General features: G+C 61.8%; 13 protein-coding genes. 10 read left to right on the top strand and 3 right to left on the bottom strand.

Features of this window, described 5'->3' with window-relative positions; genetic code table 11:
* Window positions 1–11: 11 nt before the first annotated feature.
* Together KGB21_RS22535 and KGB21_RS22540 are read right to left on the bottom strand one after the other, a co-directional pair.
* Window positions 12–1,160 carry an amine dehydrogenase large subunit gene (locus KGB21_RS22535; RefSeq protein WP_223506765.1) on the bottom strand — a complete coding sequence of 383 codons (1,149 nt, stop codon included), beginning with the start codon at window positions 1,158–1,160 and terminating at the stop codon, window positions 12–14.
* 302 nt (window positions 1,161–1,462) lie between these two features.
* A complete protein-coding gene (locus tag KGB21_RS22540; RefSeq protein ID WP_223506766.1) occupies window positions 1,463–2,950 on the bottom strand; it encodes an ATP-binding protein in 1,488 nt (495 codons plus the stop codon).
* A 396-nt stretch (window positions 2,951–3,346) separates the two neighbouring features.
* Here KGB21_RS22540 and KGB21_RS22545 point away from each other — a divergent pair, with 396 nt between their 5' ends.
* The 9 genes from KGB21_RS22545 (at window position 3,347) to feaR (ending at window position 11,285) form a co-directional block, all read left to right on the top strand.
* The gene (locus tag KGB21_RS22545) at window positions 3,347–4,510 is read left to right on the top strand and encodes an acyl-CoA dehydrogenase family protein (RefSeq protein WP_223506767.1); all 1,164 of its coding nucleotides are present in this window, start codon (window positions 3,347–3,349) and stop codon (window positions 4,508–4,510) included.
* A 29-nt stretch (window positions 4,511–4,539) separates the two neighbouring features.
* Window positions 4,540–4,911: a hypothetical protein gene (locus KGB21_RS22550; protein WP_034150260.1), complete on the top strand. Its 372-nt coding sequence runs from the start codon at window positions 4,540–4,542 to the stop codon at window positions 4,909–4,911.
* A 3-nt stretch (window positions 4,912–4,914) separates the two neighbouring features.
* Window positions 4,915–5,400 (top strand): nuclear transport factor 2 family protein, encoded by a 486-nt coding sequence (locus KGB21_RS22555; RefSeq protein ID WP_034150259.1) that lies wholly within the window; start codon window positions 4,915–4,917, stop codon window positions 5,398–5,400.
* Window positions 5,397–6,551, top strand: a complete 1,155-nt coding sequence (locus KGB21_RS22560) for an amidase (RefSeq protein ID WP_223506768.1) — start codon at window positions 5,397–5,399, stop codon at window positions 6,549–6,551. The genes KGB21_RS22555 and KGB21_RS22560 overlap by 4 nt, the downstream gene beginning before the upstream one ends.
* A gap of 10 nt (window positions 6,552–6,561) precedes the next feature.
* Window positions 6,562–7,845: an aromatic ring-hydroxylating oxygenase subunit alpha gene (locus KGB21_RS22565; protein WP_223506769.1), complete on the top strand. Its 1,284-nt coding sequence runs from the start codon at window positions 6,562–6,564 to the stop codon at window positions 7,843–7,845.
* Complete coding sequence (locus KGB21_RS22570) at window positions 7,842–8,342, top strand: aromatic-ring-hydroxylating dioxygenase subunit beta (protein WP_034150256.1); 501 nt, start codon at window positions 7,842–7,844, stop codon at window positions 8,340–8,342. Before KGB21_RS22565 ends, KGB21_RS22570 begins: the two co-directional genes overlap by 4 nt.
* A 10-nt stretch (window positions 8,343–8,352) precedes the next feature.
* Window positions 8,353–9,093: an SDR family NAD(P)-dependent oxidoreductase gene (locus KGB21_RS22575; protein ID WP_034150255.1), complete on the top strand. Its 741-nt coding sequence runs from the start codon at window positions 8,353–8,355 to the stop codon at window positions 9,091–9,093.
* 170 nt (window positions 9,094–9,263) lie between these two features.
* Window positions 9,264–10,214 (top strand): PDR/VanB family oxidoreductase, encoded by a 951-nt coding sequence (locus tag KGB21_RS22580; RefSeq protein WP_223506770.1) that lies wholly within the window; start codon window positions 9,264–9,266, stop codon window positions 10,212–10,214.
* Between the two features lie 150 nt (window positions 10,215–10,364).
* Entirely contained in the window at window positions 10,365–11,285 is a 921-nt protein-coding gene (feaR, locus tag KGB21_RS22585) for a transcriptional regulator FeaR (protein ID WP_223506771.1), read from the top strand.
* Between the two features lie 62 nt (window positions 11,286–11,347).
* Here the strand turns inward: feaR and KGB21_RS22590 are convergent, their stop codons facing one another.
* The gene (locus tag KGB21_RS22590) at window positions 11,348–11,977 is read right to left on the bottom strand and encodes a response regulator transcription factor (RefSeq protein WP_034150252.1); all 630 of its coding nucleotides are present in this window, start codon (window positions 11,975–11,977) and stop codon (window positions 11,348–11,350) included.
* Between the two features lie 260 nt (window positions 11,978–12,237).
* Here KGB21_RS22590 and hpaC point away from each other — a divergent pair, with 260 nt between their 5' ends.
* Window positions 12,238–12,750 (top strand): 4-hydroxyphenylacetate 3-monooxygenase, reductase component, encoded by a 513-nt coding sequence (gene hpaC / locus KGB21_RS22595; protein ID WP_034150251.1) that lies wholly within the window; start codon window positions 12,238–12,240, stop codon window positions 12,748–12,750.
* The last annotated feature ends 117 nt before the right edge of the window (window positions 12,751–12,867 follow it).

The raw sequence follows: 12,867 nt of genomic DNA on the forward strand, positions 1-12,867 counted from the left end.
CCGAACCTCGTTTAGTAGCTCATGACCTGAGTCGCGGTTTTGGCGACCTTGGCCATGCTGCCGGTGTGCTTGTTGGTCTTGAGGTCGAAGATCTGCAAGCCACCTTCAACGTCGGTGCCCAGCAACAGCGGCTTGTCGTCGCCGGTTGCCTGCATGCTCCACACCGGTGCCGGCGCTTCCAGGGTCGCGATCTTCTTCATGGTCTTGAGGTCGTAGGCCCAGATGAAGGGGCTCGGGTCTTCCCACTTCATCGGTTCGTGGGCGTCATGCATCAGCACGTACAAGCGGTTCAGCTTCGGCGCGACAGCCATCAGCTGCCAGCCGCCCGGCGCCCAGCCGGCTTTCTTTTCCTCGTCAGTGGTCAGCGACCAGCTCGGCAGGATTTTTGGCGTGTCACCGGAGAAATCCACGGCGCGCACGGTGCCGGTGGTGGTGGTGAAGTAGTAGGTGTCGCCGACGTTGACCGCGCGCTCCACCAGTTTCTCGGCGTTCGGGTCAAAGAACGGCGTGCGGTTGCGCGCGATTTCCTGGCCCTGATCGTTGATCGTCACCACCTGCAGGCTGCCGTCGCCGCACAGCGAGGCGAAACGGCGATTGCCCACCGGGTAGTTGAGTACGCAGCCGGGAATCGAGATTTCCGTGGCGACGGCTTTGGTCTGGGTATCGACCACGGTCACCGAGGTCGACGGGGTGAAGTTGTAGACGTAGACGAAACGGTCATCGCCGCTGGTCTTCAGGCCGTAGCGCTGGGTCAGCGATTCGGCGCGCTTGTTCGGGATCAGCACTTCCCAGGCCGGCGACAGCGTCGAGCTGTCCCACGCGGTCAGCACATCGGTGCGGGTGCCACGGGTGCCACGTGAGTACCAGATGTCAGCGCTGTAGATCAGCTTGCCGTCATGGCTCAGGGCTGAAGGCGCGGCAAAACCAGTCGGCACCATGCCCAGCACGCGCTTCTGATCCGGGTCGACCACGGTGATACGGCCGGCGACAAAGCTTTCGAACTCGACATCGACGACGAAGGCGCGGTGCGCTTCAGCGGGGAAGGCCAGGGTGGTCTGGCCGATGGTGTCGGCGGGCAGGTCCGCGCGGGCACTGTTCAAACCGAGTACAAGCAGGCTCAGGCCTAGCGCTGACTGTACGGAGATCCTGTTTGTTCGCATAAGGGGAACTTCCTGAATTGTTGGTAACGCGGATCGCGGGTGAGTGGGCAGATTCTGACGATTGAATAGTGCCTCGCCCCGCAACCTCAGGAATTGCCCTGCCTGCCAAGTGTTTGTGTGTCTGTGCCAGTGTCACTGACACGCCACAAATCCGGGGTATGCGATCCCCTTGTGGCGAGGGAGCTTGCTCCCGCTCGGCTGCGCAGCAGTCGTAAATCCTGATGACTCGGTCTGTCTGGAGAAAGGCGGGGGGCCGCTTCGCGACCCAGCGGGAGCAAGCTCCCTCGCCACAGGGTTGTGTATCAGGCGAGGGGAAGGGAGAAGGTAAACACGGCGCCACAAGGTTCCTGGTTCTGCGCCCAGATATCGCCCCGATGCCGACCGATGATGTTCTTGCACAACGCCAAGCCAATGCCGTTGCCGCTGACCTTGGACGAGAAAAAGCCATCGAACAGCTTCTCTTGCGCCTGCGCCTGAATCCCGCGTCCGCAGTCTTCGATACGCACCAGTGCCACGCCGTTGTCGGCACTGGCATGAATGCGCAGCACGCGGCGTTCAAGTGGCAGATCAGCCATCTCTTCAATCGCATTGAACGCCAGATTGAGGATCACCTGACCGATCAGCACCTTTTCGCAACTCACTCGCAGCGGCTTGGGCGAGGTGACGACTTCCACCCGTACCCGGCTCGGGTCGGCACGCAGGCTGATGAAGTAGCGGGTTTCGCGCAGCAGCTCGTTGAGGTCGATCAGCTCTTCGCTTTGCTCAAGCTTCACGACGTACTCGCGCACACTCTTGATGATCACGGAGGCGTGCTCGATCTGCCGCACCGCATTCTGCAAACCCCAGGCAACGCCCTGATCGGTGTCCGCCGCGTTGCCGAGGCGAATCACCGCGCCTTCAATGAAGTTGCGGGTGGCCGCCAGTGGCTGGCTCAGTTCATGGGCAATCGCCACGGCCATTTCACCCATGGCGTTGTAGCGTGCCAGGTATTCGAGTTTTTGCTCGCTCACGCGCCGGGCTTCTTCGGCCTGCACTTGTTCGGTGACATCGCGAAACAGCAGCAAATGCCCGACCAGATCGTCTTCAATTTCAATGTAGCGGCAGGTTGCGTCATGCCAGCGCCACTCGCCATCCTGCCGTTGCACTTTGTAATGCACGCTGAACGGTGCGTACTCTGATTTTTCAAGAGCCGGCGTGACGATGGTCAGCTGTTGCAGCAGACGCTGGCGCGACGTGTCATCGCACCACGCCAGGAAGTTTTTGCCGATCAGCTTGTGTACGTCACCGTTGAGCAAATGCGCAGCAGAGTCGCTGATAAAGCAGATCTCACCCTCGGGGCCGAGCACCGCCACGCCTTCGGCCAGGTCCTGCATAAAAGCCTTGAGCCGACTTTCGAAACGCTTGAGGTCGCGCTTGACCTTGTCCTCCTTGGAAATGTCGCGGAACTGCACCATCAGCACATCGCGACCTTCCAGGTGCACCAGCGTTGCCACCGCCTCGGAAAGAATCTCCACCCCTTGTTTGGAGCGATAACACCACTCGATGGCGCGCTGACCCGTGCGCGCGGCGCCCTCCAGCCAACGCAAACCCACTGAGCGCCGGTACTTCGGTGCGTCGCGGGTCATGTCCGGGGCCTTCAGTGGCGTCAGTTCTTCCAGGGTAAAGCCCAGCGCCGCCAGGGCGGCGGCGTTGGCCCAGAGAATTTCCTTGGTGTGCGCATCGTGAAGAATGATGCACAGCGGCATGGCTTCGATCAGCGCATAGAAGTCGTTCGGTTTTGGCAAATACATCGCACAGCCCTTGGCGGCAGAGGGTTCCGACCGGTGAAGTCAGAAGTATGGCTTTTTATACCTGCTCACGCATGGGGACGCGCTCAGAGGTAACCGGGGGCGATCTAGGGGATTTCTTTAGCCGGGGGGCTGCACGCACCAATAGTGGCGCCGGGATGCGGTTTTTACACTGGACCCATCAACGCATCGGTCTCTACACGGCACTCAACTTGACCACATTCCTGTAGGAGCTGGCTTGCCAGCGAGACGGCCTCGAGAGTACCGCAGATTCTGCGGGCCTCATCGCCAGCAAGCCGGCTCCTACAGGCTTGGTCGCCGCAATTGCTTGTGCGTATCAACAGTCGCCACGCCTCCAGCATGGTTGCGGCTTACAAATAATAAATGGAGAACTAGCCCATGCTGCGTTCCGCTGTCGCCGAAAAAGACCCTCTGACCGTCCCGGTCGAAACCATGGTCGATAGCCTTGCCTTCGCGCAAGTGCTGAACGAAGTGCGCCAACGTCGCGACGAGTTCGATGCAGGCTCCCACGTGCCTCGGGACATGATCGAGCGCTTCAAGCAGGTCGGCATCTACCGTGCCGCCACGCCGAAATGCTTCGGCGGTGACGCCCTGGCACCGCACCTGTTCCTGCACATGATCGAACGCATCTCCGAAGCCGACGGCTCGGCGGGCTGGGTGGCCAGTTTCGGCAGCGCCGGTGTGTACCTGGCTGCGTTGCCACGGGAAACCCTGGCTGAACTCTACGCCGAAAGCCCGGACCTGGTGTTCGCTGGCGGCCTGTTCCCGCTGCAACCAGCGGAGGCTGTTGACGGCGGCTATCAGGTCAACGGCACCTGGAAATTCGCCAGCGGCTGCAAAGGCGCTGACTTGCTCGGTGTCGGCATCGGCGCTGCGGGCGGCAAGCCACGCACCGCCGTGTTCCGCCCGGAGCAGGTAGAGATCGTCGAGAACTGGGACGTGGTCGGCCTCAAAGGCACCGGCAGCCATGACCTGCGCGTGAGTGACAAGCGCGTCGACGAGCGCTGGACCTTCATTCGCGGCGGGGCTGCGACCATTGACGAGCCGCTGTTCCGCTACCCATCGATTGCCTACGCCGCGCAAGTGTTGGCGGTGGTCAACCTCGGTCTGGCCCGTGCTGCCCTCGATGAAATCAGCCGCATGGCTGGCGGCAGTGGCATCACCGGCGCGCCGAAACTGTCCGACCGCGCTTACGTACGCATCGAAATCGCCAAGGCCGAAGCCAAGCTCGCCGCTGCCCGTGGCTTTTTCTACAACGCCACCGAGCAGGTATGGAACTCGATCGTCGCCGGCAACCCGGTCACCCCGGAGCAAACCAGCCTGCTGCGCCTGTCCGCCATCCACGTTTCCCAGGCCGGCGCCGAGGTGGTGCAAAGCGCCTACAGCCTCGCCGGAACCACCGCCATTTACCTGCGCCATCCGCTGCAACGCTACCTGCGCGACTCGATGGTGGTGACCCAGCACGCCTTCCTCAGCGAAGGGCTTTATGACGGCGCTGGCTCGGTGTTCCTCGGCGTTCAGCCGTTCCCGGGCTACATCTGAATTCTCTATTTCAAAAAGGATCAATACCCATGACCCAGACCACTCAAGAACCACTGCGCGTCGTCTTCTGCATCGGCATCACCCAGAACTTTTTCGACCTGCCTACCGGCGAAGGCCTGAGCGTGTGGAAAGGCTTCAGCCAGATGATGGGCGACCTCGGCGCGATGCCCGGCATCACCGTGCTCGGCGCCATGGACGATGACCGCTTGATGGTCGGCCCGTCCACCACCTCGCCGTGGACCGTGTACATCATGGCCGACGTCGACTGCCACCAGTCGGTGATCGATGCCTGCAATCTGTTCCGCACCACGCCGGTCGGCCAATACAGCCTGTGGCGCTACGCCAAGATCGAAGCGCGCATCGGTCGCCCGCTGACCATCCCTGATGCGGCCAAGGTGTAAGCCATGGACCAGGCCTTGCTGCAGCGTCTGGCGACGCTCGAAGGGGAAAGTGCTGTGCGCCGCCTGATGGCGCGCTACATGGACCTGTGCGATGTGCCGCGTGCGCCGGTTGAAGTCAGCGAGCTGGCGCAGTTGTTCACGATCGATGCGGTCTGGGAAGGCGTTGGCAGTGCCACCGCGCAGACTTTTGGCCAGCATCGTGGACGTGACGCGGTGGCCGCATTTGTCGGCGGTTACCTGCCGCCGTCGGACCACTTCACGCTGAACCTGCATTACCTCACCAGCGAGTCGATCGTGGTCGACGGCAGCACGGCGCAAGGGCAGTGGATCATGCAGCAGATTTCCACCTATGCCGATGGCCGCAACGAGTTGTTCGGCACGCGCCTGAACATCGATTTTCGCTGCGTAGACGGTGTCTGGCTGATCGCGCATTTCCGCACGCAACGGCTGTTCAATACGGGGCTTTCCACCACAGAGGCGGGTGCATGAGTACTTTCATCAGCGAATTTCAGCTCGGTGGCAGCGGTAAACGCGTGGCCATCAAGGATTCCATCGACATCGCCGGCCATCCGACCCGTTCGGGCAGCCGTGCGTTTGCCGAGGCACCCGCAGCCAGCAAAAACGCCGAAGTGGTCGACGCGATCCTCGACGCCGGCTGGCAGATCGTCGGCAAGACCAACCTGCATGAATTGGCCTTCGGCGTCACCGGGATCAACGACTGGACCGGTACGCCGATTAACCCGCAAGCGCCAGACCGGGTGCCAGGTGGTTCGTCCAGCGGTTCGGCATCCGCCGTCGCTGCAGGCCTGGCGGACATCGCCATCGGCACCGACACCGGTGGTTCGGTGCGGGTGCCGGCGGCGTGCTGCGGGGTTGCCGGGTTGAAGCCGACTTACGGGCGTGTCAGCCGTGCCGGCGCGCATCCACTGGAATCGAGCCTCGATTGCGTCGGTCCGTTCGCCAAGAGCATGGACGACCTGATCGCGGCGATGCAGGTGATTTGCCCAGGCTTTGCAATGCAGGGCCTGCCAGGTGACGGCGCCAAGGTGGCCTTCCTTGAAGTGGCCTGCGATCCGCATTTGCAAGCGCGCCTCGGTGCCGCTGCCGACCGCGCCGGATGGCGTCGCAGCAGCCTGCATTTGAGCGAGTTCGAAGCGGCCTTCGCTGCCGGTTTGACCGTGATCAATTTCGAGAACTGGGCCGCGTTCGGTCACCTGACCGGCAAGGGCTTGATCGGTGCGGATGTGGAAACACGTTTGCTGGCGGCCAGCCGCACTACTCGTGAAGAGCTCGCACAGGCCGAATCCGTGCGCGCGCGTTTCACGCAACAGGTGGATGCAGCGCTGGAAGACTTCTCCGTGTTGCTGCTGCCGACGCTGCCGACCTTGCCGCCGACCCTCAGCGAAGCTCGCGCTGGTAGCAAAGCCGTGGCCGGCATGACCCCGCTAGTGCGGCCGTTCAACCTCAGCGGCCACCCGGCGCTGACGGTGCCGGTGGAACTCGATTGCGGCGGGCTGAAAGTCGGCCTGCAGATCGTTGGCCGCAAGGGTCAGGACGAACTGGTCTGCGCCTTCGGGGCGCAGTTGCAACAAAGCATGGCCGGTGAACGGTCGACCCCAAATCATAAAAATAAAGCATGAGGAGGACCGTATGAGTACTCATGAAAACCGTCTGATCGCCACATCGCGCAGCATGGACCAACTGGTCCAGCACGACCGCGTTGACGTCTCGCTGTACAACGACCCGGCGCTGTTCGAAGCCGAGCTCGAGAAGATTTTCTACCGCACCTGGGTGTGGGTTGCCCACGAAAGCGAAGTGCGCAACAGCGGCGACTTCAAGACCGCCACCATTGGCCGTCGTCCGGTGATCGTTGTTCGTGACAAGAAGAACAACATCAACGTGCTGGAAAACCGTTGCCGCCACCGTGGTGCCACCGTGTGCGAGAAGCACAAGGGCAATGCCACCGGTTTCACCTGCCCGTACCACAGTTGGTCCTATGGCCTGGACGGCAAGTTGCGGGCGCTGCCGTATCCGGATGGCTACGAAGGCATTCTGGAGAAATCCGAACTGCCGCTGACCAGCCTGCGCGTTGAAAGCTACGCCGGCATGGTCTTCGCCAGCTACAACGACGACATAGAACCGCTGGAAGACTTCCTCGGCGGGGCGAAACACTGGATGGACCTGTTCATGAAGCAGGGCGCCGGTTACCCGATCAAGACCCAGGGCGAACACAAGTTCAGCTTCAAGGGCAACTGGAAGATCCAGCTGGAAAACACCACCGACGGTTACCACTTCCCGATCGTGCACAAGTCGTTCATGTCGTCGGTGGATGAAGAAACTTCGGAAATGCTCTCGTTCATGACTGACGAACAAGCCGTCACTCATTCGCTGGGTAATGGCCACAGCGTAATGGTGATGGTGCCGGAGCACGTCGACCTCGATCACGACGACGGCACCGAACAACTGCAAGAGCGTTTCGCCCACGTCACCGAAGAACTATCGAAAACCATGCCGCCGGAACAGGTGCGCCGCATCGTTCGTTCGCTGCACGGCGCCGGGTTCAACCTGAACCTGTTCCCGAACATCGCGATGTCGATGTCGTTCTTCCGCGTGCTGCGCCCGGTGTCGGTCACTGAAACCGAGATCCGCCACGTGGCCCTCGGCATGGACGGCGGCCCGGAAATCGCCAACCGCGAACGCATGCGCATCCACGAACACTTCCAGGGCCCGTTCGGTTTCGGCAGCCCTGACGATGCCGAAGCCTGGGATCGCGTGCAACGCGGCTCGTACGCCGGTGTTGATGCGCCAATCCTGGTCAACCGCGGCCTGAACCGCGAAATCACCGCTGAAAATGGCGACAAGGTCAGCCACGCCACCGACGAGGGCGGCATGCGCGGTGCCTACGACATGTGGAAAAGGATGATGAGCCAATGAGCAATCACGACACCCTGAACGGTTTTTCCGGCCCGCTGGCCCAGGCCATCGAATTCATCTGGCGCGAAGCCGAACTGCTCGACCACAAGAACTACGCCGAATGGGCGACCTTGTGGAGCGAAAGCGGCAAGTACATCGTGCCGATCGACCCGGACACCGAAGACTTCGAAGCGACGCTCAACTACGCCTACGACGACGCGCGCATGCGTGACCTGCGCATCGAACGCCTGACCGCCGGCTATTCGCCGTCGGCAGTGGACGCGGCGAAAACCATTCGCACCATCTCGCGTTTCCGTCTGGTGGAAGCGGCTGGCGACATCGTCGAAGTCAACTCGGCGCAGTTGTTGTACGCCTACAAACGCGGCGTGCACACGCCGTTCGTGGCGGACCTGAATCACCGGATTCGTTTCACCGATGGCGTGCCGTCGCTGGAGCGAAAAGTGGTGCGCCTGATCAACTCCACCGACAGCCTGAGTGCGCTCGGCTTCCTTTTGTGAGGGCAACATCATGAGTCGAGTAGCCCTTGTAACGGGTGCTTCGCGGGGACTGGGCGAGTGCATCGCCCGCCGTCTGCACGCGGCGGGTTATCGCGTCGGCCTGGCCGATGTGCAACTGGACGGCGTGCGACGCCTCGCCCTGGAACTCGATAGCACCGGCACCAGCGCCATGGCCATCGAGCTCGACGTGCGCAGCAAAGCCGCTTTCCAGCAGGCGCGTGACTTGCTCGCCGAGCGCTGGGGCGGCACAGACGTGCTGGTGAATAACGCCGGTGTGTCGAAAGTCGCGGCGCTGATGGACATCACGCCGGAAGAGTTCGACGAGTCGATGGCGATCAACCTGCGCGGCACTTTCGTCGCTTGCCAGGTGTTCGGTGCGCATTTCGCCGAGCGTGGCTTTGGCCGCATCGTCAACATCGCTTCCCTCGCCGGACAGAACGGCGGCACCGCCACCGGCGCGCATTACGCGGCGGCCAAGGGCGGCGTGGCGACGCTGACCAAGGTCTTCGCCCGTGAACTGGCGCCGCAAGGGGTGACGGTCAACAGTATTTCGCCAGGTCCCCTGGACCTGCCGGTGGTGCGCGAAACCGTGGCACCGGAACGCCTGGAACAGATTTTGAAAATGATTCCGTCCGGCACCCTCGGCGATCCGTCGTTCATCGCCGACAGCGTGTTGCTGTTGATTGCCGACAACGCCACCTCCGTAACCGGCGCGTGCCTGGACATCAATGGCGGCTTGTACATGCGCTGAATGTTTTCCCGGAGGCAATCAATTGTGGCGAGGGAGCTTGCTCCCGCTGGGGTGCGAAGCGGCCCCGAGAATTTTGCGACTGCTACGCAGCCGAGCGCGAGCAAGCTCGCTCGCCACAGATCAGTGTCCGCCCCAAGACTTAATCGAAACAACAGTATTCAGGTGATGCCATGATGAAGGTGAAAATCGAAAGGATCGTCGAGGAAGCGCTGGATATCCGTTCCTTTCGCCTCGTGCGCAGTGACGGCCAGCCGCTCGACATCTATGAACCGGGTGCCCACGTCGACCTCACCGGGCCGACCGGCGTAACCCGCCAATATTCCCTGTGCAGCCCGCCGCAGGATCGCCGCGCTTACCTGGTGGCGGTGAAGAAAGAGCCGCAATCGCGCGGTGGCTCATTGGCGCTGCACGAGCAAGTCGAAGAGGGCATGGAACTGGAAATGGGCGCGCCGCGCAACCTGTTCCGTCTCGACCCGGGCGCCACCGAACACGTGCTGTTCGCTGCCGGTATCGGCGTCACGCCGCTGCTGAGCATGGCCTATCGACTGGCGGAAAGCGGCCAGCCGTATCGCCTGCATTACTTCGCCCGTTCGGCGCAGTACGCGGCGTTTACCGAACTGCTGGCGACCCAGTTTGCCGACCATGTGGAATTCCACTACGGCGTCGAACCGGGCGATCTGGACGGCGCGTTGAGCGAGTGCCTGGAGCGCGCCGGCAATGCCGCCCACGTCTACACCTGTGGCCCGGCACCGTTCATGAACAAAGTGGTGGAAGTCGCCGCCCGCAGTCGCTCGGACGATGCCATTCACCTGGAGCACTTCGCGGCGGATCCGGCGGCCAACAGCGCCCCGACCGGCAGTTTCGAAGTGGAGCTGGCCAGCTCCGGCGTGGTGCTGCACGTGCCAGCCAACACCAGTCTGGTCGACGTGTTGCAGGCCCACGGCTGCGACATCGACACCGAGTGCCGCGAAGGCATCTGCGGTACCTGCATTGTCGAGGTGCTCGACGGCGTGCCGGAGCACCGTGACAACTGCCTGTCGAACAAGGAAAAGGCCTCGAACAAGCAGATTTGCGCCTGCGTTTCCCGCGCGCTTTCCACTCGTCTGGTATTGGACATCTAAGCGCTTTCTTCACTGGAAAGCGGACGCCGGAGGCTGTTGAATGGCGCCCGGCGACCATCGAGGGAGGCGATGGGGAAGACGAAACATTTTTACCGAGCCGCTCGACGAAGCGGCCGGAAAATAACAACAAAAACGTGAGGCTTTGCGGACATGATTACACCATCGGCGGTGCGCAATGAGGCGTTCGACAGTTGGCTGAGCCAGGTTAACCAGGCCTGCGGGCGTTTCGATGCCCGCGCACTGGACACTGATTTTTATGGCGAGCTCGCGGAGTTCCGCAGCGGCGCGATCAAACTCAGTGTCGTCGACATGGCGCACGTGCACCTGTATCGCACCAGCAAGGACGTCAGCGTCAGCAGCGATGGCCATTACTACGCGGTGTTCCAGCTGCGCGGCAGTTCGCAACTGGAGCAGGGCGACAACCGGGCGCGCCTGGGCTGTGGCGACATTGCGCTGATCGATGCCAGTCGTCCGAGCGACATGACGTATAACGACGACTCCCGCCAGTTGTCGCTGATCATGCCGCGTCAGGTGGTCGAACGTGGTTCGCACTTCAATGCGGTCAATTGCGCCACGCGTATCGGCGCCAACAGCCCTTTGGCCGCGATGGCCAATCGTCTGGTGCTGGAAACCCGTCAGCAAGAAGGGTTGGACATGCAGGAAAGCGAAGCCGTACTCGACGCCCTGGCCAGCCTGCTGTTGCCGGGGATCAGCGTCAGCGAGAGCAATGGCGACGCCCATGAACGGCAGTTTCGCAAAATCATCGCCTTCATCGATCAGCACATCAGTGACGAAGATCTCTGCCCCGAGATGATTGCCCGTGAAGTGGGGGTTTCAGTGCGTGGGTTGTACCGGATGTTCTCCAAGCGCGGCCTGGTGGTGGCGCAATACATCAAGCATCGACGCCTGGACTTCTGCGCGGAGAACCTGCGCCGCAGTGATGTCGAGCAGAAGCTGTCGGCGCTGTGTTACGCGTGGGGGTTCTCCGATTCCAGCTACTTTTCCTCGGCCTTCAAGTCACGCTTCGGCGTGTCCCCGGGCGCCTACCGCAAGCGCTATAGCCAGAACTGATACGGTCCCCCTGTAGGAGCTGGCTTGCCAGCGATGGCGGCGTCATGATCGCCGCCAATCACTCAGTGCCGCACCGGCTCTTCCGTCGGCAAATGCAGCACTTCGCGTACCAGCATGGCAATGCTGCTCACGCCCATTTTTTCCTTGATCTTGGTGCGGTGCACATCAACGGTTTTGACACTGATGTTCAGCTCCCGGGCGATCACTTTGCTCGCCTTGCCGTCGATCACCAGCATCAACACTTCGCGCTCACGGCTGGTCAGCAGGGCGAGCTTGCCTTGCAGGTTCTGGCGCTGTTCCTGATCAGCCTGGGCGTGCACGGCGGTCTTCAGCGCGGCCTGAATGCGGTCAATCATCTGCTGCGGGTTGTAGGGCTTCTCGACGAAGTCCAGCGCGCCATTCTTCATCGCCGTGACCGACATCGGAATGTCGCCATGAGCCGAGACGAAAATCGTCGGCAGGGTGCTGCCGCGCTGGTTGAGGATTTCCTGCAACTGGAAACCGCTGGTCTCCGGCATGCGCACGTCGAGCACCAGGCAGGCGGGCTGCTTGGGGTCGTATTGGCTGAGGAACTCTTCGGCGCCGGCAAAGCACTGCGCCTGCACGCTGACGGACTCGAGCAACCAGGCCAGCGAAGTGCGCAGGTCTTTGTCGTCGTCAACGATGTAAACAATCGGTTTGCGGGTTTCCATCAGGGCTGCCACGAGAATTTCTAATTGTTGTTATCGCACGCAAGCACGCGCGGCGGACATCGGCTCATCTTTTTCGAGCCAGTGTGCAGAATACCCACTGCAACGGGCCGTGACGATAAAGAAACCACCTAGTCGACTAGCGGAAAGCCAACCTTTGCATGGGGATCGTCAGAATGGTTGCGCGCAACGTCGCGCCTTAGTCTTGTTCCATCACCTACGGGCCGCAGCAAAGCGGTCCTCCTGAAGGAAGGGGCATCGACATGGCCGACCTGAGCCAGCAGCAAATCGACTTTCGCAACGCCATGGCGCAGCTGCCTGCTGCGGTGAACATCATCACCACCAACGGCCCAGGCGGACGTTGCGGCATCACCGCCAGCGCCGTGTGCTCGGTGACCGACTCGCCGCCCACCGTGCTGGTCTGCGTCAACCGCAACAGCGCCACCCACGACGTGTTCCGCACCAACGGCCATCTGTGCGTCAACGTGCTGTGTGGCGAGCAGGAAGAACTCGCCCGCCACTTCGCCGGCATGACCAAAGTGCCGATGGCCGAGCGATTTGCCTGGGACCTGTGGGACGACGGCGCCGCCGATGTGCCGGTGCTGCGCGATGCCCTGGTGCAGCTGGAGGGGCGGATCACCGAGTGCAAGGAAGTGGGTTCGCATTCGGTGATGTTTGTCGAACTGACAAAAGTGGGCGTGCGCGAACCGCGTGACAGCCTGGTGTATTTCAACCGGTTGTTTCATCGCCTGGAACATGCCGGGGCGCATTGCTGATAACCCTGCTTTTGTAGGCGCTGCCGCAGGCTCGGGCCGCGTTCGGACGATCTTTTGATCTTGCTCTTTAAAAGCAAGATCAAAAGATCGTCCGAACGCGGCCCGAGCCTGCGGCAG

This window comes from Pseudomonas sp. GL-RE-29, assembly GCF_019947275.1.
In the GTDB taxonomy this organism is placed as follows: Bacteria; Pseudomonadota; Gammaproteobacteria; order Pseudomonadales; family Pseudomonadaceae; genus Aquipseudomonas; species Aquipseudomonas fluorescens_A.

What these genes read in the sequence shown, in the direction of transcription:
- KGB21_RS22535 (WP_223506765.1), bottom strand. Translation starts at nt 1,160, where the DNA reads ATGCGAACAAACAGGATCTCCGTACAGTCAGCGCTAGGCCTGAGCCTG.
- KGB21_RS22540 (WP_223506766.1), bottom strand. Translation starts at nt 2,950, where the DNA reads ATGTATTTGCCAAAACCGAACGACTTCTATGCGCTGATCGAAGCCATG.
- KGB21_RS22545 (WP_223506767.1), top strand. Translation starts at nt 3,347, where the DNA reads ATGCTGCGTTCCGCTGTCGCCGAAAAAGACCCTCTGACCGTCCCGGTC.
- KGB21_RS22550 (WP_034150260.1), top strand. Translation starts at nt 4,540, where the DNA reads ATGACCCAGACCACTCAAGAACCACTGCGCGTCGTCTTCTGCATCGGC.
- KGB21_RS22555 (WP_034150259.1), top strand. Translation starts at nt 4,915, where the DNA reads ATGGACCAGGCCTTGCTGCAGCGTCTGGCGACGCTCGAAGGGGAAAGT.
- KGB21_RS22560 (WP_223506768.1), top strand. Translation starts at nt 5,397, where the DNA reads ATGAGTACTTTCATCAGCGAATTTCAGCTCGGTGGCAGCGGTAAACGC.
- KGB21_RS22565 (WP_223506769.1), top strand. Translation starts at nt 6,562, where the DNA reads ATGAGTACTCATGAAAACCGTCTGATCGCCACATCGCGCAGCATGGAC.
- KGB21_RS22570 (WP_034150256.1), top strand. Translation starts at nt 7,842, where the DNA reads ATGAGCAATCACGACACCCTGAACGGTTTTTCCGGCCCGCTGGCCCAG.
- KGB21_RS22575 (WP_034150255.1), top strand. Translation starts at nt 8,353, where the DNA reads ATGAGTCGAGTAGCCCTTGTAACGGGTGCTTCGCGGGGACTGGGCGAG.
- KGB21_RS22580 (WP_223506770.1), top strand. Translation starts at nt 9,264, where the DNA reads ATGATGAAGGTGAAAATCGAAAGGATCGTCGAGGAAGCGCTGGATATC.
- feaR (WP_223506771.1), top strand. Translation starts at nt 10,365, where the DNA reads ATGATTACACCATCGGCGGTGCGCAATGAGGCGTTCGACAGTTGGCTG.
- KGB21_RS22590 (WP_034150252.1), bottom strand. Translation starts at nt 11,977, where the DNA reads ATGGAAACCCGCAAACCGATTGTTTACATCGTTGACGACGACAAAGAC.
- hpaC (WP_034150251.1), top strand. Translation starts at nt 12,238, where the DNA reads ATGGCCGACCTGAGCCAGCAGCAAATCGACTTTCGCAACGCCATGGCG.